We start from the raw sequence: 24,142 nt of genomic DNA, 5'->3' as shown, positions 1-24,142 counted from the left end.
CCCCGCGGCCATCGGATTGTTTTCAGCGGCTCAAACTTCTCCTTATGATCGGAACCCACAGTTCACTCACAGGAGGCTCGCCGTGAACACGCACCCCGGGCATCGGGCCCGCATCCTGGCCGCCACCACCGCGACGGCCGGGCTGCTGCTCGTGGCCGGCTGCACCTCCACCGACGGCGGCGGCACGAAGACGGCCGCGGGCGGCGTCGAACTCGTCAAGGCGGGCAAGCTCACCACCTGCACCCACCTGCCGTATCCGCCGTTCCAGTCGGAGATCGACGGCAAGGTGCAGGGCTTCGACGTCTCGCTGGTCGACCTGGTCGCCAAGGACCTGGGCGTCAAGCAGGACATCCTCGACACGCCCTTCGAGAACTTCAAGACCGGCGCGTTCCTCAACTCCGGCGAGTGCGACCTCGCCGCGGCCGGCATGACCATCACCGAGGAGCGCAAGAAGAACGTCGACTTCTCCGACCCGTACTTCAACGCCACCCAGGCCGTGCTGGTCGACAAGAAGAGCGGCATCGGCTCCTTCGCCGGCCTGAAGGGCAAGAAGCTCGGCGCCCAGGCGCAGACGACCGGTGAGGACTACGCCAAGAGCAAGGGCCTCGACCCGGTCTCCTTCGAGTCCTCCGACGCCGTCCTCAACGGTCTGCGCACCGGCCAGGTCCAGGCCGTGATCATCGACTACCCCGTCGTCCAGGGCTGGCTGAAGGACAAGGCCAACGCCGACGCCTTCGAGGTCGTCGACAACCTCGACACCGGTGAGCAGTACGGCTTCACGGTGAAGAAGGGCAACACCAAGCTCCGCGCCGCGATCAACAAGGCGATCAAGGACGCCAAGGCCGACGGCACGTACAAGAAGCTGTACGAGCAGTGGATCGGCCCGTACGACGAGTCCGCCGCGTCGCCCGCCGCCTCATGACCGACACGGCCGCGCCCGAAGTCCAGCCGAAGAAGAAGGGCCTCACCCGGCGGCAGAAGCGCAGCATCTCGCGCGGCGTCCAGTACGCCGTCTTCGTCGCGGCCGTGATCGTCTTCGCGGTCTCGGCCGACTGGGACCGGCTCCAGAACCAGTTCGCGCAGGCGGACATCGCCGAGCGCATGTTCCCGGACGTCATCACGCTGGCGCTGAAGAACACCGTGCTCTACACGGTGACCGGCTTCGCCGTGGGGCTGGCCCTCGGCATGGTGATCGCGCTGATGCGGCTGTCCTCCGTGGGCCCGTACCGCTGGCTCGCCGGGATCTACATCGAGATCTTCCGCGGGCTGCCCGCCCTGCTGATCTTCATCTTCATCGGCGTCGCCGTGCCGCTGGCCTTCCCCGGCACCGAGATCATCGGCGGCACGTACGGCAAGGTCGCCCTGGCGCTCGGCCTGGTGGCCGCCGCGTACATGGCCGAGACGATCCGCGCCGGCATCCAGGCCGTGCCCAAGGGACAGATGGAGGCGGCCCGTTCGCTCGGTTTCTCGCCCGCGCGTGCGATGATCTCCATCATCATCCCGCAGGCGTTCCGGATCATCCTCCCGCCGCTCACCAACGAACTGGTGCTGCTGTTCAAGGACTCCTCGCTGGTGCTCTTCCTCGGCGTCACCCTGGAGGAGCGCGAACTGTCCAAGTACGGCCGCGACCTGGCCAGCCAGACCGCCAACTCCACGCCGATCCTGGTCGCCGGACTGTGCTACCTGCTGGTCACGATCCCGCTCGGCTTCGTCGTACGCCGCATGGAGGCGAAGGCCCAGGAGGCCGTGAAATGAGCCGACCCGAGATCGAGGTACGCGCGCTGCACAAGTCGTTCGGCGCCAACGAGGTGCTGCGCGGCATCGACCTGGAGATCGGCCGGGGCGAGGTGGTCTGCGTCATCGGCCCGTCCGGCTCCGGCAAGTCGACGCTGCTGCGCTGCGTGAACCTGCTGGAGGAGCCGACCAAGGGGCAGGTGTTCGTCGGAGGTACGGAACTGACCGACCCGGACGTCGACATCGACGCCGCTCGTCGCCGCATCGGCATGGTCTTCCAGCAGTTCAACCTGTTCCCGCACCTGACGGTGACCGAGAACCTCACCCTGCCGCAGCGGCGGGTGCTGCGCCGCGACAAGGCGGCGGCCGCGAAGGTGGCCGCCGAGAACCTGGCGCGCGTGGGCCTGTCCGAGAAGGCGGCCGCCTACCCCTCCTCCCTCTCCGGCGGCCAGCAGCAGCGCGTCGCCATCGCCCGGGCCCTGGCCATGGGCCCCGAGGTGATGCTGTTCGACGAGCCGACCTCGGCGCTGGACCCCGAACTGGTCGGGGACGTCCTCGCGGTGATGCGCATGCTCGCCGACGAGGGCATGACGATGATGGTCGTCACCCACGAGATGACCTTCGCCCGCGAGGTCGCCGACCGGGTCGTCTTCATGGACGGCGGCGTGATCGTCGAGGACGGCACCCCCGAGCAGGTCATCGGCAACCCGCGCCACGACCGCACCCGCCACTTCCTCTCCCGCCTCCTCGACCCCGCCATGGCCGAGGTGGAGGAGGAGACCTCGGACCAGGTGGGCAAGGCCGACTAGCGGCTGACTAGGGTGCCGTACATGAGCGATCGCACGGTGCTGCACGTGAAGGGACGGGTGCTCGTCGGACCCGAGGAGGTCCGCGACGAGCTGTGGGTCGTCGACGGCCGGATCTCCTACGACCGTCCCGCCGGCGCCCGCGACATCCGTACCGTCAGGGGCTGGGCCCTGCCCGGCCTCGTCGACGCGCACTGCCACGTGGGACTCGACCGGCACGGCGCGGTCCCGCAGGACGTCGCCGAGAAGCAGGCGCTGACCGACCGGGACGCGGGCACGCTGCTGATCCGCGACGCGGGCTCGCCCTCCGACACCCGCTGGATCGACGACCGCGACGACCTGCCGAAGATCATCCGTGCCGGGCGGCACATCGCCCGCACCCGCCGCTACATCCGCAACTACGCCTGGGAGATCGAGCCGGACGACCTGGTCGCCTACGTCGCCCAGGAGGCGCGGCGCGGCGACGGCTGGGTGAAGCTGGTCGGCGACTGGATCGACCGCGACCTCGGCGACCTGTCGGCCTGCTGGCCGCGCGGGGCGGTGGAGGCGGCGATCGCCGAGGCGCACCGCCTGGGCGCCCGGGTCACCGCGCACTGTTTCTCGGAGGACTCCCTCCAGGACCTCGTCGAGGCGGGCATCGACTGCATCGAGCACGCGACGGGCCTGACCGAGGACCTCATCCCGCTGTTCGCCGAACGGGGCGTCGCCATCGTCCCGACGCTGGTCAACATCGCGACCTTCCCGCAGCTCGCCGACGGTGGCGAGGCCCGGTTCCCGCGCTGGTCGGCCCATATGCGCCGGCTCCACGAGCGCCGCTACGACACCGTGCGGGGCGCCTACGACGCCGGGATCCCGGTCTTCGTCGGTACCGACGCGGGCGGCGGACTCGCCCACGGCCTCGCGGCGTCCGAGGTCGCCGAACTGGTCACCGCGGGCATCCCGCCCGTCGAGGCCCTGGCCGCGGGGACCTGGACGGCCCGGGCCTGGCTCGGCCGCCCCGGCCTGGACGAGGGCGCCCCGGCCGACCTCGTCGTCTACGACGAGGACCCGCGGAAGGACGTGGGCGTGCTGGCGGCACCGCGCCGGGTGGTGCTGAACGGGCGCGTGGTCGGGTAGCCGCGGGCGACGCCGGGGAACGTCTGTGCCGGGGGATTCGAAAGCGTCCCCGGTATCACCACGTTGGAGTGAAGAGGCGTCAGAACGCTGTCGGCGTACGCCGGGTGCGCGATTCCTTGCGGGGCCCGAGCCTGTCTCTGATCTGCATCCCCTGGGTCGGCTTCTTCGCCTTGATGGCCGCCGGGCTCTGGGTCGTCGTCACCAGCGTCCTGCTGTCCCGCCGCCCCCAGGACGGCACGCCGACCGGGACGGCACGCCGACCGGGACGGAGACGGCCGGGACCGCCGCCCGGCGGTGAGCCGTCAGCCCGCCACCGCACGCTCCAGCGACCGTAGGAACCCGTCCACCGTCCTCCGGTCCCGCACCGCCAGTCGCAGCCACTCCTCGTCCAGGCCGGGGAAGGTGTCCCCGCGCCGCACGGCGTAGCCGAGGCCGCGCAGGCGGCTGCGTACGGACGCCGCGTGCGGGAGACGGATCAGGACGAACGGGCCCTGTGCGGGCTCGACCACCCGTAGCCCGGCCTGGGCGAAGCGGGCGAGGCCCGTCAGCAGGTGGGCCCGGTCCGCGGCGACGCGGTGTGCCGCGTGGGCCGCCTCCGCCACCGCCCGTGGCCCCACGCACGCCTGTGCCGCGGCCAGTGCCGGCGTCGACACCGGCCACAGCGGCTGTGCCCGCTCCAGGTCCTCGATGGTCTCCGGCGCCGCCAGCACGTACCCGATCCGCAGCCCGGCCAGCCCCCACGTCTTGGTCAGGCTGCGCAGCACCACGAGCCCGGGCACGTCGACGCGGTCCGCCAGGGCCTCCCGCTCGCCCGGCACCGCGTCCATGAACGCCTCGTCCACCACCAGCAGCCGCCCGGGCCGGGCGAGAGAGGCGATCACCTCCGCCGGGTGCAACACCGACGTCGGGTTCGTCGGATTGCCGATCACCACCAGGTCAGCGGCCTCGGGGACGGCCGCCGGGTCCAGCCGGAAGCCGTCCTCCTCCCGCAGCAGCACCCGGTCGACCGTGTGCCCCGCGTCGCGCAGCGCGGCCTCCGGCTCCGTGAACTGCGGGTGGACGACGACCGGCCGCCGCACCTTCAGTGCCCGCGCCAGCAGCACGAACGCCTCCGCCGCCCCCGCAGTCAGCAGCACCCGCTCCACCGGCAGGCCGTGCCGCGCCGCCACCGCCGCGCGTGCGGCCCGCCCGTCCGGGTAGGCCGCCAGCCCGTCCAGCGACGCGGCGATGTGCTCCCGCAGCCACGTCGGCGGAGTGTCCGCGCGGACGTTCACGGCGAGATCGACGAGCGAGCCGCCGCCGTCCCGGACCTCCGCGTCCCCGTGGTGCCGCAGATCGTGGCCGCTTTCCGTGCCCGTGAGTTTCTCCGTGCCCACGGGATTTTCAGTGCGCATGCGAGTGCGCCCCATGGTGGTGGTGCCCGTGTCCGGGCCCGTGGTGGTGGCCGTCGTCGTCCGGGTGGAAGTGCGGCTGCTGCGGCATCCCCACCTTGTCCTCGAAGCCCGGCAGCGCGACGCGGTACACGCACGAGTCGCAGTTCATCCGCAGATCACCCTCGACGGCCTCCGCGTACCGCTCCCACACCAGGTCCAGCAGCTCCGGCTCCGGCCCGATGACGTCGGCCGAGCGCACCTCGACCTCCGGGTGCGCCGCCGCCCAGCCCTCCGTCTGAAGCCGCACCCGGTCCGGCAGGATGCCGGTGAACAGGAAGTAGGGGAGCACCACGATCCGGCGGGCACCCAGCCGCGCGCACCGGTCGAGTCCGCTCGGCACGTCCGGCGCCGCCAGCGACACGAACGCCGTCTCGACCCCCGCGTACCCGCGCCCCTCCCACAGCAGCCGCGCCGCCTTGTGCACCTCGGCGTTGGCGTCCGGGTCCGTCGACCCCCGCCCCACCAGCAGCACCGTCACATCGGCCCGGTCACCCGGCCGGCGCCCCGCGGCGCCGCCCAGCGCCTCGTCCAGCCGCCGCTCCAGCACGTTCAGCAGCGTCGGATGCGGGCCCAGCGGACGCCCGTACGTGTACGAGATCCCGGGGTGGCGCTCCTTCTCGCGGGCCAGCGCCGCCGGGATGTCGCCCTTGGCGTGCCCGGCGGACACCAGCATCAAAGGCACGGCGGCGAACCGCCGTACGCCCCGCTCCACCAGCTCGGCGACGGCCTCGCCCAGCGGCGGCGGGGACAGTTCGATGAAGCCGCCCGCTACGGGCAGTTCCGGGTGGCGGGTCCCCAGCTCCCGCACGAAGTCGCGGAACGCCTCGGCTCCGGCGTCGTCACGGGTGCCGTGGCCGGCGATGAGCAGGGCGGGCGGGGTGGTCACAGGTTCTCCTCGGCGGACGTGGGGTGGTGGACGACGCGGTTCACTAGGGCTCCTCCTGCCAGCGGTAGCCGCGCGGCGTCACCATGCGCCCGGCGATCTCCCGGGTCGCGGTGTTGCCCACGGTGACGACCGTCATCATGTCGACCGTCGCAGGGTCGAGCGCGGTCAGCGTGGTGACCCGGGCGGACTCGTCCGGCCGCGAGGCGTTGCGTACGACACCGACCGGCGTCGTCGGCGCCCGGTGCCCGGCGAGGATGTCCAGTGCCTTGGGCAGCTGCCAGTCGCGGCCGCGCGAACGCGGATTGTAGAACGTCACCACGAGGTCGGCCTCGGCCGCCGCCCGTACCCGCCGCTCGATGACCTCCCACGGCGTGTGCAGGTCGGACAGGCTGATCGACACGTGGTCGTGGCCCAGCGGCGCGCCCAGGATCGCCCCGGCCGCGAGCGCCGCCGTCACGCCGGGCACGCCGACCACGTCGATGTCGTCGGAGGCCTCGGCGAGCGCGGGGGAGGCCATGGCGTACACGCCCGCGTCCCCGCTGCCGATCAGCGCGACGGCCCGCCCCTTGCGGGCCTCCTCGACGGCCGTGCGCGCCCGCTCCTCCTCGGCCCCCAGCCCCGACTCCAGGATCCGGGTGCCGGGCCGCAGCAGATCGCGGATCTGGTCGACGTACTGGTCGAGTCCGACGAGCACGGATGCGCGCCGGAGTTCGGCCTTCGCGCGCGGCGTCAGCAGGTCCCGGGCACCCGGCCCGAGCCCGACCACCGCGAGCCGCCCGCGCCCCGGGCGCCGTACGACGGCACAGGTCGCCATGGCTGGGCTCGCGGCCGACTTCCGCTTGGGGACGAGGAGTTCGCCCCCGCGCACCAGGGCGGCGGCCTCCGCGACCGAGGGCGTACCGACGGCGGCGAGCGGCGCGTCGGACGGGTTGGGCACGTCGACGGCGGCCAACTCGCCGGCGGAGTAGGCCACCAGGGGCACACCGAGCTGCCGTGCGGCCTCGACGAGGCCGGGCTCCCCGGCCTTGGCGTCGACGGTGGCGAGCTCGGCGACCGACGCCGAGGACAGCCCGGCCTCCCGCAGGACGTCCTCGATCAGCCCGAGCACCTCCTCGACGGGGGCACCCTTCGACGCCCCGACCCCGACGACCAGCGACGGCGGGCGCAGCACCACCTCGCGCTCGGCCGCCTCGACGAGCCGGTCGGTCAGCCGGATCGTGTACGACCCGTCGGCGGTCACCGGGAGTGGCGGCAGCGGCCAGGTCACCTCGGCCCGCAGCGCCACCGCCTCACCGTCCAGCAACGCCCGGGAGACCCCGGCGACATCGCCCTGCACGGGCAGGCCGAGGGTGTCGAGACCGGGCAGATCCGCAGCGTCCGTCGCCGTCGTCACGACTGGCTCCGTGCCCAGCAACTCCCCGACTTCCCGGGCGAGTTCGTTGGCGCCGCCCGCATGCCCGCCCACGAGGGACACCGCGAACCGGCCGCCCTCGTCGACGCACACCACGCCCGGGTCCGCCGTCTTGCCGGACAGCAGCGGCGCCACCAGCCGCACCACCGCCCCCGTCGCCAGGAAGCACACGAGCTGCTCGCACTGCGCGAACGCGGCCCGTACGGCGTCCCCGACGGGACCCTGGTACACGCGCGTGCGGTCCGGCCAGGCGGCGGCCAGCCGGTCCCGCGCAGCCGCTCCCGCCGCGGTGGCGGAAATGAGGCCGATCACTGAGCGACTCCTTCTGCGTTTTCTCCGACACGTACAGGAGGCCGGACGATCATCTACTGGCACCCCGCTCGCGCAGGGCCCTGCGGGCCTCGGGGTCGGCCTTGCGGTAGCCGTGGAAGTGACCCGGGTGGTACAGGTGCGAGCGCGTGCCGTGCGCGTCGAGCGCCGGGCCGACCAGGAACAGCGTGTGCTTCCAGAGCTTGTGTTCCTTGACCGTCTCCTCCAGCGTGCCGATCGTGCACCTCACGACCAGTTCCTCCGGCCATGTCGCCTGGTACGCGACCACGACCGGGGTCGTCGTCGGGTAACCGCCCTCCAGCAGCTCCCGCACCAGCTGCCCGCTGCGGGCCGCGGAGAGGAAGATCGCCATGGTGGTGCCGTGCCGGGCGAACTCGCGGACCTCCTCCCCGGGCGGCATGGGCGTCTTGCCGCCGCCGAGCCGGGTCAGGACGACGGACTGCGCGACCTCGGGGATGGTCAGCTCGCGCTGCGCGAGCGCGGCGACGGCGGAGAAGGCGGACACGCCGGGCACGACCTCGGTCGCGAGCCCGATCTCGGCACACCGGTCGAGCTGCTCCTGGGTGCCGCCCCACAGGGCGGGGTCACCGGAGTGGATCCTGGCGACGCGCAGGCCCTCCTCCCGGGCCCGCCGGTACACGGCCACGACGTCCTCCAGGGACATGGCCGCCGAGTCGAGGACCTCCGCGCCCTCGCGCGCGTGCTGGAGGACCTCCGCCTGGACCAGGCTCGCCGCCCAGATCACCACGTCGGCCTCGGCGATGGCGCGCGCGGCACGGAACGTCAGGAGGTCGGCGGCGCCGGGGCCGGCACCGACGAAGGTCACCTTGCCGGTGGGGGCGTCGGCCATGGGGTGGTCCTCTCGTACAGGGGGGTTCCGACAGGCGGGGTGATGCACGGGCGGATCAGAGCTTTCCGCCCCGCCCGCCGTCGCGCCGGGCGGGGGAGATGAGCGTCGACAGGTAGGGCAGGGGAGTGCCGTCGAGTTCGGCGGCCGGCCGGATCGACTCCTCCGTCAGCCCCAGCGCCGACCCCCACACCGCGTCGCCGATCCGCCCGGTCTCCCGCAGCGCCTCGGCGACCTCGTACGCCTGCCGGCCGAACTTGTAGGCGACGACCGTCCCGGGCCCGGCGAGGGCCTCCTTGAGCACCGTCGCCCCCGCCGTGACGGGGACGAGCGTGAGCGGCTCGGTCCCCTCGGTCAGCACGGCACCCGACCGCGCGGCGAGGTCCTGCATGGCGGTGATCCCGGGCACGGTCTCGACGACGGTCCCCGGCACCAGCTCGGCGACGGTCTGCGCGAGGTACGTGAACGTGGAGTACACGTTGGGATCCCCGATGGTCGCGAAGGCGACGGCACCATGCCCGCGCAGCAGCTCGGCCACCCGCTCGCCCGCCGCGTCCCAGGCCGCCTCCCGCCGCGCCCGGTCGCTCCGCTCGTTCAGCGCGAACACGACCCGTACGACCTTCTCCTCGGGCACGTAGTGCAACACGGTCGCCTCGGCCCGCCCGCGCTCGCCTGTGTCCAGCACGGGAACCACGACGACATCGGCTTCCCGCAGGGCGTTCACGCCCTTGACGGTCACCAGCTCCGGATCCCCGGGCCCGACCCCGACACCGACCAGCCTGCTGCTCATGACGTCCGGCACCTCTCCACGAACCGACGGGCGACACCGGGCTCCGCGGCCCAGTGCGTGTGCAGATAGCTCGCGTGCACACCGTGCCGCACGAACCCCTCGACGCGCCGCTGAGGGGTCCGCAGACCCCAGGCGGGTTCGGCCCCCGCCCCGGGCTCCACGGCGGTCCGGTGGAACTCGTGCCCCCGCATCCGCGTCCCCGCCGCCGCGAGCACACTGTCGCCGACGGCCACGGCGTCCCGGTACCCCAGGGTCAGCCGTTCCGTCATCCGCGCCCCGGCGTCCAGCACCCCGCACATGGGCAGTCCGTCCAGCTCCCGGCACAGATACAGCAGCCCGGCACACTCGGCGGCCACCGGAGCGCCGCTCTCCGCCAGATCGGCAACGGCCTTGCGCAGGGGTTCATTGGCGGACAGCTCGGCGGCGTACACCTCGGGGAACCCGCCCCCGATCACCAACCCCCGCGTCCCTTCGGGCAGTTCCTCGTCCCGCAGCGGATCGAAGGGGACGACGTCGGCACCGGCGGCGGCGAGCAGTTCGGTGTTCTCGGCGTACGAGAAGGTGAACGCGGGGCCACCGGCGACAGCAACCCTCGGCTCCGGCTTCTCGTCCGGCCGTGTCGGCTGGTGGGTGGGGGAGGAAACGACCTCAGCCGCATCCCAAGCCGCACACGACAACGCCCCCGCACTCCGCGCCAACCCCATCAACGCGTCCAGGTCACAACCGTCGGAGACCTGCGCGGCCATCGCCGCAACGGCCTCGACCGCCTCAGCCCGCCGCTCGGCGACCGGCACCAGCCCCAGATGCCGCGACGGCGTGTCCACCTGCGGAGCCCGCCGCAACACCCCGAGCACAGGCACCCCCACCTGCTCCAGCGCCTCCCGCAACATCACCTCGTGCCGATCCGAGGCGACCTTGTTCAGAATCACGCCCCCGACCCGCACCTCCGGGTCCCAGGAGACGAACCCGTGCACCAGCGCCGCCACCGACCGGGACTGCGACGACGCGTCGACGACCAGCACCACCGGCGCCCGCAGCAACTTCGCGACATGGGCCGTGGAGGCCAGCTCCCCCTCCCCGGCGGCCCCGTCGTACAGGCCCATCACGCCCTCGACGACGGCGACGTCACACCCGCGCGCCCCGTGCAGGAACAGCGGCCCGACCAGCTCCGGCCCGCACAGATACGCGTCGAGATTGCGCCCCCTCCGCCCGGTCGCGAGCGCGTGGTACCCGGGGTCGATGTAGTCCGGCCCGACCTTGTGCGGGGACACGGCGAGCCCCCGCGCGGCGAACGCGGCCATCAGCCCCGTGGCGACGGTGGTCTTGCCACTGCCCGACGAGGGCGCGGCGACGACCAGCCGGGGCACGGACGAGGAGGACATCACCACTCGATGCCCCTCTGCCCCTTCTGCCCGGCGTCCATGGGGTGCTTCACCTTGGACATGTCGGTCACGAGGTCGGCGAAGTCCACGAGCTTCTCGGGAGCGTTGCGCCCCGTGATCACCACATGCTGGGTGCCGGGCCGGTTCCGCAGGACGTCCACGACCTCGTCCGTGTCCACCCACCCCCAGTGCATCGGGTAGGCGAACTCGTCCAGCACGTACAGCCGGTACGTCTCCGCAGCCAGGTCCCGCTTGACCTGCTCCCAGCCCTCCCGGGCCTTCTCCTCGTTGTCCAGCTGTGCGTCGCGCTGCACCCAGGACCAGCCCTCGCCCATCTTGTGCCAGGCGACGGACCCGCCCTCGCCGGAGGCACCGAGCACGCGCAGCGCGTTCTCCTCGCCGACCTTCCACTTCGCCGACTTGACGAACTGGAACACCCCGATCGGCCAGCCCTGGTTCCAGGCCCGCAGCGCGAGCCCGAAGGCGGCTGTCGACTTGCCCTTGCCGACGCCCGTGTGCACGACGACGAGCGGCCGGTTCCGGCGCTGTCGGGTCGTCAGACCGTCGTCCGGAATGACACTCGGCTGTCCCTGCGGCATTACGCGGCCCTCCTCGAAGTCCCCTGCACATCCCTGACCAGCCCGGCGATCGAGTCGGCCCGCAGCTCGTCCAGCGTCACGGCGGTGCCGCCCAGCTCACCGGCGAGCTGCCCGGCGAGCCCGAGGCGCACCGGCCCCGTCTCGCAGTCCACGACGACGGACGCGACGCCCTCGGCCGCGAACAGCCGAGCCGCCCGCCCGGCCAGGGCGACCGGCTCCGGGCCACCGGTGGCCCGCCCGTCCGTCACCAGCACGAGCAGCGGCCGCCGTGCCGGATCCCGCAGCCGCTCCACCCGCAGCACGTCGTGCGCGCGCAGCAGCCCGGCGGCGAGCGGCGTACGCCCGCCGGTCGGCAGCGACTCCAGCCGGGCCGCCGCCGCGTCCACGGACGAGGTCGGCGGCAGCGCGACGTCCGCGCCCGAACCCCGGAACGTCACCAGCCCCACCTTGTCCCGCCGCTGGTACGCGTCCAGCAGCAGCGACAGCACGGCCCCCTTCACGGCACTCATCCGCTGCCGCGCCGCCATCGACCCGGAGGCGTCCACCACGAACAGCACGAGATTGCCCTCGCGCCCCTCGCGGGTGGCCTGCCGCAGATCGTCCCGGCGCACCACCAGCCCCGGCCCGGACCGCCCGCGCGCCCGCTGGTGCGGCGCCGCGGCCTGCACGGTCGCCGCCAGGTGCAGCTTCGTGAGCGTGCCCCGCGGCCGCCGGGAGCCGGTCGTCCGCCCGTGCTCGGTCCGCGCCCGCGAACGCCGCCCGGCGGCACCCTCGCCGATCCCGGGCACGCTCAGCACCTTGGTCCTGAACGGCTCGGCAGCCCGTACGGCCGACTGCTCACCGGCGCCCGACGGCTGCGGCTGCCCGTTCTCCCCGGCCTCGGGCGTGGCCCCCGCGTCATCTCCCTGCGGCCCGTCGTCGGGCTCCGGCTGCCCGCCGCCCCCGCCGGGCCCGTCCGGCCCCTGGTCGGGGTCCGGGTCGGGGTCCGGGTCGTCGTCCCCGGAGAACTCCTCCAGGGTCTCGTCCAGCTTGTCCTCGTCCAGCCCCGGCGCGTCGAAGGGGTTGCGCCGCCGGCGGTGCGGCAGCGCGAGCAGCGCGGCCTGCCGGACGTCCTCGGCGAGCACGTCGGTACGCCCCGCCCAGGCGGCCAGCGCCGTCGCCGTGCGCGCCATCACGATGTCGGCGCGCATGCCGTCGACCTCGAAGGCCGCGCAGGTCGCCGCGATCTGCCGCAGCGCCCCGTCGCCCAGCCGCACGGACGGCAGCAGTTCCCGTGCCGCCACGATCCGCGCCCGCACGGCGGCTTCCTCGTCCGCCCACCGGGCCGCGAAACCGGCCGGATCGTCGTCGTAGGCGAGTCGCCGCCTGACCACCTCCACCCGCTGCTCGGGTTCCCGCGAGGCCGCGACCTCGACGGTCAGCCCGAACCGGTCGAGCAACTGCGGCCGCAGCTCGCCCTCCTCGGGGTTCATGGTGCCGACGAGCAGGAAGCGGGCCGCGTGCCGTACGGAGACGCCTTCGCGTTCCACGTACGAGGCGCCCATCGCGGCCGCGTCCAGCAGCAGGTCGACCAGGTGGTCGTGGAGGAGGTTCACCTCGTCCACGTAGAGGATGCCGCGGTGCGCGGCGGCGAGCAGGCCCGGCTCGAAGGCCTTCACGCCCTCCGACAGCGCCCGCTCGATGTCCAGCGCGCCCACCAGCCGGTCCTCCGAGGCACCGACGGGCAGCTCGACCATCCGGGCCGGACGGGACCGGCCGGCGGCTCCCGGCGCGTGCGGCCCGTCCGGGCAGGCGGGATCGGGGGAGGAGGGGTCGCAGGAGAAGCGGCACTCGGGGACGACGTCCACCTCCGGCATGAGCGCGGACAGCGCCCGCACGGCCGTCGACTTGGCGGTGCCCTTCTCACCGCGCACCAGCACACCGCCGACCGCCGGACTCACCGCGTTGATGAGCAGCGCCAGGCGGAGGCTGTCCTGTCCGACGAGGGCGGTAAAGGGATAGGGCATGCTCACGCGGTGATCACTCCTTCGGGGGATTCATGGCAGAACGACTCGCAGCCAAGCCGCGGCCTCGTCATGGTCGAAGCCTGCTCCCCGCCGATGCGGGGATGGTCCGGCCGTCTCGCCGGCAGCAGGCGGAGCGCTGGTGTGCTCCCCGCCGACGCGGGGGTTTCCAGGGCGCTCATGCGTCACCCTCCAGATCTCCCTCAAGCTCGAGGTAGGTCGCCCGGAGCCGTTCCAGGGTCTCCTGGTCCGGCTCCGCCCACAGTCCGCGGTCGGCGGCCTCCAGCAGCCGCTCGGTGATGCCGCGCAGCGCCCAGGGGTTGGACGTCTTCATGAACTCCCGGTTCTCCGGGTCGAAGACGTACTCGGCGCTGAGTTTCTCGTACATCCAGTCGTCCACGACCCCGGCCGTGGCGTCGTACCCGAACAGGTAGTCCACGGTCGCGGCCATCTCGAAGGCGCCCTTGTAGCCGTGCCGCCGCATGGCCGCCATCCAGCGCGGGTTGACCACCCGGGCGCGGAAGACGCGGTGCGTCTCCTCGCCCAGCGTGCGGGTCTTCACCTGGTCCGGTACGGCCGAGTCGCCGACGTACGCCTCGGGGCTCGCGCCCGTCAGATGGCGGACCATGGCGACCATGCCGCCGTGGTACTGGAAGTAGTCGTCGGCGTCGACGAGGTCGTGCTCACGCGTGTCGACGTTCTTCGCGGCGACCGCGATCCGCCGGAACGCCGTCTCCATGTCCCCGCGCGCGGCCCGCCCGTCCAGCCCCCGCCCGTAGGCGTAGCCGCCCCACACCGCGTACACCTCGGCGAGGTCCGCGTCGGAGCGCCAGTTGCGCGCGTCGATCAGCGGCAGCAGACCGGCCCCGTACGCCCCCGGCTTGGAGCCGAAGATCCGGGCGGTCGCCCGGCGCCGGTCACCGTGCTCGGTGGTGTCCTCGTCGGCGTGGGCCCGGACGTAGTTCCGCTCGGCGGGCTCGTCCAGCTCGGCGACCGTGCGGACGGCGTCGTCGATCAGCCCCACCACATGCGGGAACGCGTCCCGGAAGAAGCCCGAGATACGGACCGTCACGTCGATGCGCGGCCGGCCGAGCTCCTGCGGGGAGATCACCTCGAACCCGGTCACCCGGCGCGAGGCGTCGTCCCACACCGGCCGGCAGCCCAGCAGCGCCAGGATCTCGGCGATGTCGTCGCCCTGCGTGCGCATGGCCGAGGTGCCCCACACCGTCAGACCGACGGACTTCGGGTACTCGCCCGTGTCGGTCAGATACCGCTGCACCAGCGAGTCCGCGAGCGACTGCCCGACCTCCCAGCTCAGCCGGGACGGAATCGCCTTCGGGTCGACGGAGTAGAAGTTGCGCCCCGTCGGCAGGACGTTGACCAGGCCGCGGGTCGGCGAGCCGGAGGGACCCGCCGGGACGTAACCGCCGTCCAGCGCCCGCAGGATGTGCCCGATCTCGTCGGTGGTCCTCGCCAGCCGCGGCACGACCTCGGTGCAGGCGAACTCCAGCACCGCCACGGCTTCGGGGAGTTCGCTGCCGACCACCTCCCGGACCAGTGCCGGGACCTCGGCGACCGCCCAGCCGCGCTCCTCCATGCCCTCCGCGATCCGCCGGCACAGCTGCTCCAGCAGGTCGATCGCGTCGGCGGCGGTGCGGGCCGGCCCCGCCACCAGGCCCGTCAGCTCCACCGGCACCTTCACCGGAGCGCCCGGCTCGGCCAGCAACTCCTTCTCCACCAGCCCGAAGTGCTCCGCCAGCGCCGCCCGGAGCCCCGGCAGCGCGTCGGCCTGCCCGCCCCACACCTGCGAGGCGCGCAGCACCGCCAGGACGAGGTTGACGCGCGCTTCACCGGCCGGGCCGCCGCCCAGGATGTGCAGGCCGTCGCGGATCTGCACGTCCTTGATCTCGCACAGATAGCCGTCGATGTGCATGACGAACTCGTCGAACTCGTCGTCGTCCGGCTGCTCGTCGACATGCAGGTCGTGGTGCAGCTCGGCGGCCTTGACGAGGGTCCAGATCTGCGCGCGCACGGCCGGGGCCTTCGCCGGGTCCAGGTCGGAGACGAGCGCGTACTCGTCGAGGAGCTGCTCCAGCTTGGCCAGGTCGCCGTAGGTGTCGGCGCGGGCCATCGGCGGCACCAGGTGGTCGACGACCGTGGCGTGCCCACGCCGCTTGGCCTGGGTGCCCTCGCCCGGGTCGTTGACGATGAACGGGTAGATCAGGGGAAGCTCCCCGAGCACGGCGTCCGGGGCGCAGCCGGCGCTGAGCCCGAGGCCCTTGCCGGGCAGCCACTCCAGCGTGCCGTGCTTGCCCATGTGCACGATCGCGTCCGCGCCGAAACTGTTCTCCAGCCAGCGGTAGGCCGCCAGGTAGTGGTGGGACGGCGGCATGTCCGGGTCGTGGTAGATCGCGATGGGGTTCTCGCCGAAGCCGCGCGGCGGCTGGATCATCACCACGACGTTCCCGAACCGGAGCGACGCCAGCACGATGTCGTCCCCGTCGACGTACAGGCTGCCCGGCGGCTCGCCCCACGCCTCGGTCATGGCGTCCCTCAGCTCCGGGTCGAGCTTGTCGAACCAGGCCCGGTAGTCCGCCAGCGGCACCCGCGCGGGCGCGGCGGCCAGCTGCTCGTCCGTCAGCCACTCCACGTCGTGCCCGCCGGCCGCGATGAGCCGGTGGATCAGCTCGTCGCCGCCCGCGGGGTACTCGGTGAGGCCGTACCCGGCGTCCCGCAGCGCGTCCAGCACCCGCACCGCCGAGGCCGGGGTGTCCAGCCCGACGGCGTTTCCGACCCGCGAGTGCTTGGTCGGGTACGCGGTGAAGACGAGCGCGAGCTTCTTCTCGGCGTTCGCCTTGTGCTTCAACCGCGCGTGCCGTACGGCGATCCCGGCGACCCGCGCGGCCCGCTCCGGGTCGGCGACGTACACGGCCACGTCGTCCGCGCCCTGCTCCTTGAAGGAGAACGGCACGGTGATCAGCCGCCCGTCGAACTCCGGGATCGCCACCTGCATCGCGGCGTCCATGGGGGACAGGGCGGCGTCGGACGCCTCCCAGGCACGCCGCGAGGACGTCAGGCACAGCCCTTGCAGCACGGGGATGTTCAGCTCGGCGAGGGCGCCGATGTCCCAGGACTCCTCGTCACCGCCCGCCGAGGCCTGCGAGGCGTGGGTGCCGCCGGCGGCGAGGACGGTGGCGACGAGGGCGTCCGCCCGCCCGAGGATCTCGTACAGTCCCGCGTCGGCCCCGCGCAGCGAACCGCAGTACACGGGAAGCGCATTGGCGCCCCGCGCCTCGATCGCGTCGCACAGGGTGTCCACGAAGGCCGTGTTGCCGCTCAGCTCGTGCGCCCGGTAGAAGAGCACGCCGACGGTCGGCCTGCCCGCGACCTGTGCGCGCCCGCCGCGGACGCCGTACTCCGGCATCCGCTGCGGCGCGGCGAACCCCTCGCCCGTGAGCAGCACGGTGTCGGACAGGAACCGCGCCAGCTCGGTGAGGTTGGCCGGCCCGCCCTCCACGAGGTACTTCAGCGCCTCCGCCACCACACCGGCCGGCACCGACGACTCGGCCATCAGCTCCGCGTCGGGCACGGCCTCTCCGCCCAGCAGCACGGTCGGGACGCCGGACGCCTTCAGCGCGGCGAGCCCGTCCTCCCAGGCCCGCTTGCCGCCGAGCAGCCGTACGACGGCGATGTCCGCGCCGTCGAGGAGAGCCGGAAGCTCCTGCCCGACGTCCACGCGGGTCGGGTTGCCGATCCGGTACGAGACGCCGGTGGCGGCCCGGGCCGCCAGCAGGTCCGTGTCGGCGGTCGACAACAACAACACAGTGCTCATGCGGGCGCTCCCGGTGGAATGAAGGGCAGTCCTCGCGGCGCGCCCGACTCGATGAGCCGCCACAGCGCGTCCGTGTCCGCGTGCTGTTCGATCAGGTCGCCGAGCCGGTCGAGCTGCTCCTCGCGCAGCGCGGCGAACGAGGTGTCCGGCGCCGGCACGAAGCGGCGCCCCGCGGCGGCGGCCACCTCGCGCAGGAAGGCCCGCCGGAACCCGTCCGACTCCAGCGAGCCGTGCCAGTGCGTGCCCCAGGTCTGGCCGACCCGGCAGCCGTCCAAGAAGGGGTCCCCTCCGGTGACGTCGGCGACGCCGTGATGGATCTCGTAGCCCTCTACGCGCTCTCCGAGGGCCTCGCCCGCCGGCCGCGTGAGGGTCTTCTCGCGGGCGAACCGCACCCGCACGGGCAGGACGCCGAGCCCCTCGACATGCCCCCGGCGGCTCTCCACGTCGTCCTCGATGTGCTCGCCGAGGATCTGGAAGCCGCCGCAGATCCCGAGGACGGGCCGCTGCTCGGCGGCCCTGCGCACGAGCGCGTCGGCCAGCCCGCGCTCGCGCAGCCACTCCAGCGCACGGACGGTCCCCCGGGTCCCGGGCACGATGACGAGGTCGGCGTCGGCGAGTTCCTCCGGCCGGTCCACGAAGCGCACCACGACACCCGGTTCGGCGGCCAGTGCGTCGACGTCCGTGAAGTTGGACATGAGCGGAACGGCGCACACGGCGACGCGCAGCACGTCCTCGCCGACCGGCGGGGCGACGACGGACTCCCGGACCGTCCCCCGCAGGGAGACGCGCAGCCCGTCCTCCTCGTCGATGCCCAGCCCGTGCCGGAAGGGCAGGACGCCGTACGTACGCCGCCCGGTGAGCCCCTGGAGCATGTCGAGGCCCGGCTCCAGCAGGGAGACGTCCCCCCGGAACTTGTTGACGAGGAACCCGGCGACGCACTCCTGGTCCTCGCGCGACAGCAGCGCGACGGTCCCGAAGAACGAGGCGAAGACACCGCCCCGGTCGATGTCGCCGACGACGAGCACGGGGAGCCCGGCGTTGCGGGCGATCCCCATGTTGACGATGTCGGTCCGCCGCAGGTTGATCTCGGCGGGACTGCCCGCCCCCTCACAGATCACCGCGTCATACGTGCCCCGCAACTGCTCCAGGCAGTCCAGCACGGTCCCGAGCAGCTTCTGCTGCCGTCCGCCGTGGTACCCGCGGGCGCTGAGCTCCCCGACCGGCTTGCCCAGCAGCACGACCTGACTGCTGCGCTCGCCGCCGGGCTTGAGCAGCACCGGGTTCATCAGCGCGGTCGGCTCGACCCGGCAGGCCTGCGCCTGCATGGCCTGCGCCCGACCGATCTCGGCGCCTTCCTTCGTCACGAAGGAGTTGAGGGACATGTTCTGCGCCTTGAAGGGCGCGACCTTGACGCCCTGCCGCACCAGCCACCGGCAGATCCCGGCGGTCACGACGCTCTTGCCGGCGTCGGAGGTGGTACCGGCGACCAGAAGCCCACCGCCCGTCATGACGTACGCCCTTTCGCGATGCGGCGCGCGGCGACACAGACGCCGAGCGCGAGCCAGCCGACACGCCTGGACAGCCGTACGGCCCGTTCGATGTCCTGGGTGGCGACGCCGAGCCCCGCCCCGTTGAGCACCGGCCGGTGCTCGACGCGCCCGCCGTAAGACAAGGTCCCGCCCAGCCGCACCCCGAGCGCCCCCGCGAACGAGGCCTCCACGGGCCCGGCGTTGGGGCTCGGATGCTTGGCGGCATCGGCACGCCAGGCCCGCACGGCTCCCCGTGGGTCGTCCCCTGCCAGGGCCGCGAGTACGGCGGTCAGCCGGGCCCCCGGCCATCCGGCGAGATCGTCCAGCCGCGCGGAGGCCCACCCGTACCGCCGGTACCGGGCCGACTTGTGCCCGACCATGGCGTCGAGGGTGTTGACGGCCCGGAACCCGAGGAGCCCCGGCACACCGCCGACGGCCCCCCACACGAGCGCCCCCACGACCGCGTCGGAGGTGTTCTCGGCGACGGACTCGACCACGGCCCGGGCGATCCCGTCGGCGTCGAGCGCCTGCGGATCCCGCCCGCACAGATGCGGCAGCCGCGCCCGGGCCCCGTCGACGTCCCCCGCTTCCAGGGCACGCCCGATGGCCCGCGCCTCCCGTGCGAGCGAAGTCCCCCCGACCACGGCCCAGGTGGCGGCACCGGTCAGCGCGACGGAGGCGACGGCGGAGTCACGCACGGCACGCGCGGCGACGCCCCCGAGCGCGACGGCCCCTCCGGCGCACACCACGGTGTGCAGCGCGCCCCAGCCCCGGTGGTCCCGCCACAACACCCGTTCCACGGCGCCCGCGGCCCGCCCGAACACGGCGACCGGATGCCCCCGGCGAGGATCGCCGAGCAGCAGGTCACCGATCAGACCGGCGGCGGCGCCGTACGCGAAGACGCGACCGGCACCCATGGGCTCAGCCGGCCGCGGGGGCGGGCAGGGGTGGGGTACTGAACCTCGATCGGCAGCCGCGCATGGCGATATGTCCTCACTCAGGGTGTCCACGCCCTGGTTCGACTAGACCGGCGGTGAGAGTTCCTGGCTCCCGGGGATCGCTACCCCGGTGACAGTGGCGGGACCGCGCCGGACTTCCACCGGCTTCCTCTCCTGCCGCCGTTACTGGCCCCGGCAGTCCACCATGGCCGGGAACAGCCGTCAACTTGCCGTTGACCTGCGAGGGGAGACTGTGGAGAAGCCCACACCAGCCCCCTGCCACACGACGACCGGGCGGGACAGGACGAAGTCCTGTCCCGCCCGGCGGGAACCTCGTGAAGTCGGGCCGTCAGGCCACGATCAGATAGATCCCGTATCCCACAGCCGCCGCGCACGCCGCGAAGCAGGCGTACGCGCCGGTGACCGCGAGGCCCGCGGATCCGCCCTGGGCCACCGCCCGTTCGCGGCGGGACAGGCCGGTGATGCCGAGGGTGAACAGGCCCACCAGGGCCACGGTGACCACGAGGCTGACGCCGAAGACGGAGCCGAGGGCCGCCCAGTCGATCTTCATATCGGAGACTCTTCCTTGTTACCGGTCGGCGGGGTCAGACCGTGGTGGTCGTCGAGGGCGTCCGCTCGGCGGCGGCCTGGGCCGGGAACGACGGCACCGGGTCCTCCGTCGCCGTGCCGGTCGGCGGCGGCGTCACCGCGGCCATCGCCGTGGTCACCACACCGGCCGGCTCCGCCTCGTCGGTGTCGTTGACGTTGGTGTGGTCGACGACCTCACGCCGCGAGATCTTCCAGATCGCCGCGCTGGAGGCGACGAGGAAGACGGCCACCACCGCGGTACCCCAGCTGCCGAAGCCGGTGACGTACTCGGCGAGCGCGGCCACCAGGGCCGCCGCCGGCAGCGTCAGACCCCACGCGACGAACATCCGCGTCGCCGTCGACCAGCGGACGACGCCGCCCTTGCGGCCGAGGCCCGCGCCCATCACGGAGCCGGACACGGAGTGGGTCGTGGAGAGCGAGAAACCGAGGTGCGAGGAGGCCAGGATGACCGTCGCCGCGCTGGTCTGGGCGGCGAAGCCCTGCTGCGGCTGGAGGTCCGTCAGGCCCTTGCCCATGGTGCGGATGATGCGCCAGCCGCCGAGGTACGTGCCGAGCGCGATGGCGATACCCGCCGACAGGATGACCCACATGGGCGGGTCGGAGTCGGGGGCGACGGCGCCGCCGGCGACCAGGGCCAGGGTGATGACACCCATCGTCTTCTGGGCGTCGTTGGTGCCGTGGGCCAGGGAGACCAGGCCCGCGGAGGCGATCTGGCCGGCGCGGTAGCCCTTCTCGGAGGCCTTGCCGTCGGCCTTCTTGCCGAGGGAGTACGTCAGCCGCGTGGCGAGCAGTGCGGCGACGCCCGCGACCAGCGGGGCGGCGATCGCCGGGATCAGCACCTTGGTGACCAGGACGTCACCGTGTACCGCGCCGACGCCCGCCGAGGCGATCGTGGCGCCGATCAGGCCGCCCATCAGGGCGTGCGAGGAACTCGACGGCAGGCCGACCAGCCAGGTCAGCAGGTTCCAGAGGATCGCGCCGACCAGGGCGGCGAAGATGACCTCGGGACGGATGCCGGCCTCGTCGACGAGGCCCTTGGAGATCGTGTTTGCGACTTCCACGGACAGGAAGGCGCCGACCAGGTTGAGGACGGCGGACATGGCGACGGCGACCTTGGGCCTCATGGCACCCGTGGAGATGGTCGTGGCCATCGCGTTCGCCGTGTCGTGGAAACCGTTCGTGAAATCGAACGCGAGTGCGGTTACTACCACAATCGCGAGGATCAGCGAGAAGCTTTCCATTTACCCAGGCAATCGTTCGAGGTCATTGGCTGGACGAACGTAGGTAACCCGAGTGAACGGAAGGTGAACTGGGAGGGGCGCAGGGGTGTCTGCAATCGAGGGTTGCCGTTTCGCCCTGCTGTCAGGCTCCCCGCGCCCCAAGGGCCTAGGCCCCGCGCGCGAACTGTTTCAGTCGATCGAGTGACCCCTCGAAGAGATTCTGATCACCCGGCAGGCTCCCGGAGCCGTTGCTGACTGCTGGGGATGAGGAGGTGTTGCGGCTGGTCGGCGCGCATCTCGGGTCGCTGGCTTCCCGCGACCTGAAGCGGCGCTGCGCCGATGGGCTTGAGCATTCCGCGGAGACGTGGGCGCGGCGCAAGCGTGCTCTGAGCGGGGAGTCCTCGTCGCGGTGGGGGGCGGTATCACCAAGGCGACGCATGATCAATGGACGCTGTCGCTGCGTGCGCAGCTCGCCCGTATTCAGGGCCTGGAAGCCGGGGTGCGCACGATCGCGCACCGGTTGTCGCTGCCGGTGCGCGAGGAGGGCACCAAACGGGCGCCGGGCGGCTACCGGACCCGGCAGGAGTGGTTCGCCAAGACGCGCCGCCTGACGTGCTTGAGGACCGGCTCGCCGTCGGGCGTGCCGACCGCGAGGCAGGGCGGGTGCGCGTGGTACGAGGCGGGGCGACTGGCCCGCAACCGTCACCACCTCGACCAGGCGCAGCTCACCGAGGCCGCCTGGCGGCAGCAGTGGGAAGCGTCACGCTGGTTCCTCCAGGCCGACGGCGAGAGCGGGAAGCGGTTCGGGAGCGAGACGATCCGCCTCACGCCGGACGGTGAGGTCAGCATCAAGCTCCCGGCGCAGCTGGCGCATCTGGCGAACGCCGGGCACGGCCGGTGCGTCCTCACCGGCACCGTCGCCTTCCACCACCGGGACGAGGAGTGGGCCGACCGTGTGGCGGTGAACCGAGCCGTGGCCTACCGCATCCACCTCGATACCGGCCGAGGCCGCTGGTACGTCACCGCCTCGTGGACGATCCCGCCGGTCAAAACCGCTGCGCTGGCTCAGGCCCGCGCCGGCGGGATGATCGGCGTCGACAACGGTTGCGGTAGGTGGTCGACTAGGTCGCCTTGACTTAGACGAACCTGGCGCCCTTCGTCTTCCGCTCCGCCGGTCGACGTTCTTCCGGTGGGACGAGACGTCGTCTCCCTTCGGCCGGTTCGCCCCGAGGTCGGATCCTCGGCGAGGGCGGTGCCTCGCAGTTCGAGTGGCGCCGCGTACACGGCGAGCCGACGGCCGCGGCCTCGGGACGGTGTGTGGTCACGGGCCATGTTTCCCCGGGATGGCGACGTGCGCGGCAAATCTCGCAGAGAGCACTGGAAGATCGTTGAATGCCCGAAGATCTCCGGCCAGGAGGGATCCGCTGGGTGTTTGCACCGATATGCGCCCATACGGATGCTCGGCTTTCGGCCTGAAGTTCCCCCGCCGGGCGGCGCGTTGAGGGCCTGCCTGGCAGGATCGCCGCATGGCTGAGCAGCGAGACGGCGAGTGGGGCGCGGGGGACATCCGGGGCGGCGGAAAGGATGGGGGGGAGTCGCGGCGGAGGGGTGTGCGACCCGAGGAGGCGCGTGCCTGGGAGGAGCTCGTTGCGACGGCCCGCCGGACCGTCTCCGACGGACTCGTCGTCGGCACGTCCGGGAACGTCTCGGTGCGTGTCGGGGACACGGTCCTGGTCACGCCGTCGGGCGTCCCCTACGACCGGCTGGAGCCGGACGACGTGACCGGCGTCGGCCTCGACGGCCGGCAGGTCCTCGGCACGCTCGTCCCGACCAGCGAGCTGCCCATGCATCTCGCGGTCTACCGCACGACAAGCGCCTGTGCCGTCGTCCACACCCACGCCGTGCACGCGACGGCCGTCTCGACGCTCGTGAGCGAGCTGCCGCTGATCCACTACATGGCCGCCGCGCTCGGCGGACCCGTCCGGGTTGCCCCGTATGCCACGTACGGCACGGACGAGTTGGCCGAGAACATGCTCCGCGCCCTCGCCGACCGCTCCGGCTGCCTCCTCCAGAACCACGGCATCATTACCCACGGCGCGACACTGGACCAGGCCTATGACCGCACCGCCCAGCTGGAATGGATGTGCCGCCTGTGGCTGACCGCCGCATCGGTACCGGGCCTGTCCCCGAGCCTGCTGTCCGGGGAGCAGCTGGCGGAGGTCCAGGAACAACTCCGCGGCTACGGCCAACGCCGCTGACCTCCCGCCCCGGCCGCCCCGGCGCCGCCGGGCCGGCCGACCCGACAGGCCCGTCCTGACTCGGCAGACCCTGACCGCCTTGGCCCGCCGGTCGGGGGGATCACCCGCCGACTACGGACATCGCCGAACCCTCGCGTTCCCCGGGTGCCGCTCACGCCCCCGTCGCCGGCGATCGCCGCCCTGTGGGCGCGGAGACATGGTGTGCGGGGTGTCACCGCCCCGCCTCCGGGCACAGCGGTCACGCCGTTGCCTCTGGCGATCCCCGGGGTGCCCGTCGCGTTGCAGCGCTGCTCGCGCCCGCCCTCCAGGCACAGCCACTCGCTGCCCGCTTCCCCGGGTGCGCGTACATGTTCTACGCGCCGGGGCGTACGCGGGGCTTCCCGGTCGACTGTCCCCGCCCGCCCCGCCCTGCCCCGCTC

Annotated in this window: 18 protein-coding genes, 1 pseudogene and 1 riboswitch; of the genes and pseudogenes, 6 read left to right on the top strand and 13 right to left on the bottom strand. The window is 72.9% G+C overall.

The window, feature by feature from the left end; all coding sequences use genetic code 11:
- Positions 1-82: 82 nt before the first annotated feature.
- From AOQ53_RS31110 to AOQ53_RS31095, 4 genes are read left to right on the top strand one after another with little or no spacing between them, the layout of a single operon-like run.
- Positions 83-922: a transporter substrate-binding domain-containing protein gene (locus tag AOQ53_RS31110; protein ID WP_059422326.1), complete on the top strand. Its 840-nt coding sequence runs from the start codon at positions 83-85 to the stop codon at positions 920-922.
- Entirely contained in the window at positions 919-1,755 is an 837-nt protein-coding gene (locus AOQ53_RS31105; protein ID WP_059422325.1) for an amino acid ABC transporter permease, read from the top strand. Before AOQ53_RS31110 ends, AOQ53_RS31105 begins: the two co-directional genes overlap by 4 nt.
- A complete protein-coding gene (locus AOQ53_RS31100; RefSeq protein ID WP_059422324.1) occupies positions 1,752-2,543 on the top strand; it encodes an amino acid ABC transporter ATP-binding protein in 792 nt (263 codons plus the stop codon). Before AOQ53_RS31105 ends, AOQ53_RS31100 begins: the two co-directional genes overlap by 4 nt.
- A 21-nt stretch (positions 2,544-2,564) precedes the next feature.
- A complete protein-coding gene (locus tag AOQ53_RS31095; protein WP_059422322.1) occupies positions 2,565-3,656 on the top strand; it encodes an amidohydrolase family protein in 1,092 nt (363 codons plus the stop codon).
- A 302-nt stretch (positions 3,657-3,958) separates the two neighbouring features.
- Here the strand turns inward: AOQ53_RS31095 and cobC are convergent, their stop codons facing one another.
- The 13 genes from cobC to AOQ53_RS31030 form a co-directional block, all read right to left on the bottom strand.
- Positions 3,959-5,050: an Rv2231c family pyridoxal phosphate-dependent protein CobC gene (gene cobC, locus AOQ53_RS31090; RefSeq protein WP_059422321.1), complete on the bottom strand. Its 1,092-nt coding sequence runs from the start codon at positions 5,048-5,050 to the stop codon at positions 3,959-3,961.
- Positions 5,040-5,975, bottom strand: a complete 936-nt coding sequence (locus AOQ53_RS31085; protein ID WP_059422320.1) for a sirohydrochlorin chelatase — start codon at positions 5,973-5,975, stop codon at positions 5,040-5,042. Before AOQ53_RS31085 ends, cobC begins: the two co-directional genes overlap by 11 nt.
- 43 nt (positions 5,976-6,018) lie before the next feature.
- A complete protein-coding gene (cobJ, locus tag AOQ53_RS31080) occupies positions 6,019-7,698 on the bottom strand; it encodes a precorrin-3B C(17)-methyltransferase (protein WP_059422319.1) in 1,680 nt (559 codons plus the stop codon).
- A 49-nt stretch (positions 7,699-7,747) separates the two neighbouring features.
- A complete protein-coding gene (cobM, locus tag AOQ53_RS31075; protein ID WP_059422318.1) occupies positions 7,748-8,566 on the bottom strand; it encodes a precorrin-4 C(11)-methyltransferase in 819 nt (272 codons plus the stop codon).
- 55 nt (positions 8,567-8,621) lie between these two features.
- The gene (gene cobI, locus AOQ53_RS31070; RefSeq protein ID WP_099054731.1) at positions 8,622-9,353 is read right to left on the bottom strand and encodes a precorrin-2 C(20)-methyltransferase; all 732 of its coding nucleotides are present in this window, start codon (positions 9,351-9,353) and stop codon (positions 8,622-8,624) included.
- The gene (locus AOQ53_RS31065) at positions 9,350-10,735 is read right to left on the bottom strand and encodes a cobyrinate a,c-diamide synthase (protein ID WP_059422345.1); all 1,386 of its coding nucleotides are present in this window, start codon (positions 10,733-10,735) and stop codon (positions 9,350-9,352) included. Before AOQ53_RS31065 ends, cobI begins: the two co-directional genes overlap by 4 nt.
- A complete protein-coding gene (gene cobO, locus AOQ53_RS31060) occupies positions 10,735-11,334 on the bottom strand; it encodes a cob(I)yrinic acid a,c-diamide adenosyltransferase (RefSeq protein WP_020272829.1) in 600 nt (199 codons plus the stop codon). Before cobO ends, AOQ53_RS31065 begins: the two co-directional genes overlap by 1 nt.
- Positions 11,334-13,346 carry a putative cobaltochelatase gene (locus tag AOQ53_RS31055; RefSeq protein WP_059422315.1) on the bottom strand — a complete coding sequence of 671 codons (2,013 nt, stop codon included), beginning with the start codon at positions 13,344-13,346 and terminating at the stop codon, positions 11,334-11,336. The genes cobO and AOQ53_RS31055 overlap by 1 nt, the downstream gene beginning before the upstream one ends.
- Positions 13,347-13,515: 169 nt before the next feature.
- A complete protein-coding gene (gene cobN / locus AOQ53_RS31050; RefSeq protein WP_059422314.1) occupies positions 13,516-17,169 on the bottom strand; it encodes a cobaltochelatase subunit CobN in 3,654 nt (1,217 codons plus the stop codon).
- Positions 17,166-18,677, bottom strand: coding sequence for a cobyric acid synthase (locus tag AOQ53_RS31045; RefSeq protein WP_059422313.1), 1,512 nt, complete (start codon positions 18,675-18,677; stop codon positions 17,166-17,168). Before AOQ53_RS31045 ends, cobN begins: the two co-directional genes overlap by 4 nt.
- The gene (locus tag AOQ53_RS31040; RefSeq protein ID WP_059422311.1) at positions 18,674-19,615 is read right to left on the bottom strand and encodes a cobalamin biosynthesis protein; all 942 of its coding nucleotides are present in this window, start codon (positions 19,613-19,615) and stop codon (positions 18,674-18,676) included. The genes AOQ53_RS31045 and AOQ53_RS31040 overlap by 4 nt, the downstream gene beginning before the upstream one ends.
- A 101-nt stretch (positions 19,616-19,716) precedes the next feature.
- A riboswitch (cobalamin riboswitch) is annotated at positions 19,717-19,855 on the bottom strand.
- A gap of 130 nt (positions 19,856-19,985) precedes the next feature.
- Positions 19,986-20,207, bottom strand: a complete 222-nt coding sequence (locus AOQ53_RS31035; RefSeq protein WP_059422310.1) for a hypothetical protein — start codon at positions 20,205-20,207, stop codon at positions 19,986-19,988.
- Between the two features lie 34 nt (positions 20,208-20,241).
- Positions 20,242-21,486 carry an inorganic phosphate transporter gene (locus AOQ53_RS31030; protein ID WP_059422309.1) on the bottom strand — a complete coding sequence of 415 codons (1,245 nt, stop codon included), beginning with the start codon at positions 21,484-21,486 and terminating at the stop codon, positions 20,242-20,244.
- Between the two features lie 230 nt (positions 21,487-21,716).
- Between AOQ53_RS31030 and AOQ53_RS31025 the strand changes: the two are divergent.
- Together AOQ53_RS31025 and AOQ53_RS31020 are read left to right on the top strand one after the other, a co-directional pair.
- Positions 21,717-22,564: pseudogene (locus tag AOQ53_RS31025) on the top strand (IS200/IS605 family accessory protein TnpB-related protein); the annotation flags it as partial.
- A gap of 427 nt (positions 22,565-22,991) precedes the next feature.
- Positions 22,992-23,723 (top strand): class II aldolase/adducin family protein, encoded by a 732-nt coding sequence (locus tag AOQ53_RS31020; protein ID WP_059422308.1) that lies wholly within the window; start codon positions 22,992-22,994, stop codon positions 23,721-23,723.
- The last annotated feature ends 419 nt before the right edge of the window (positions 23,724-24,142 follow it).

It is taken from the genome of Streptomyces azureus, from assembly GCF_001270025.1.
In the GTDB taxonomy this organism is placed as follows: Bacteria; Actinomycetota; Actinomycetes; order Streptomycetales; family Streptomycetaceae; genus Streptomyces; species Streptomyces azureus.
The sequence above is the reverse complement of the archived record's forward strand: the minus strand, read 5'-3'. Positions and strand labels throughout refer to the sequence as shown.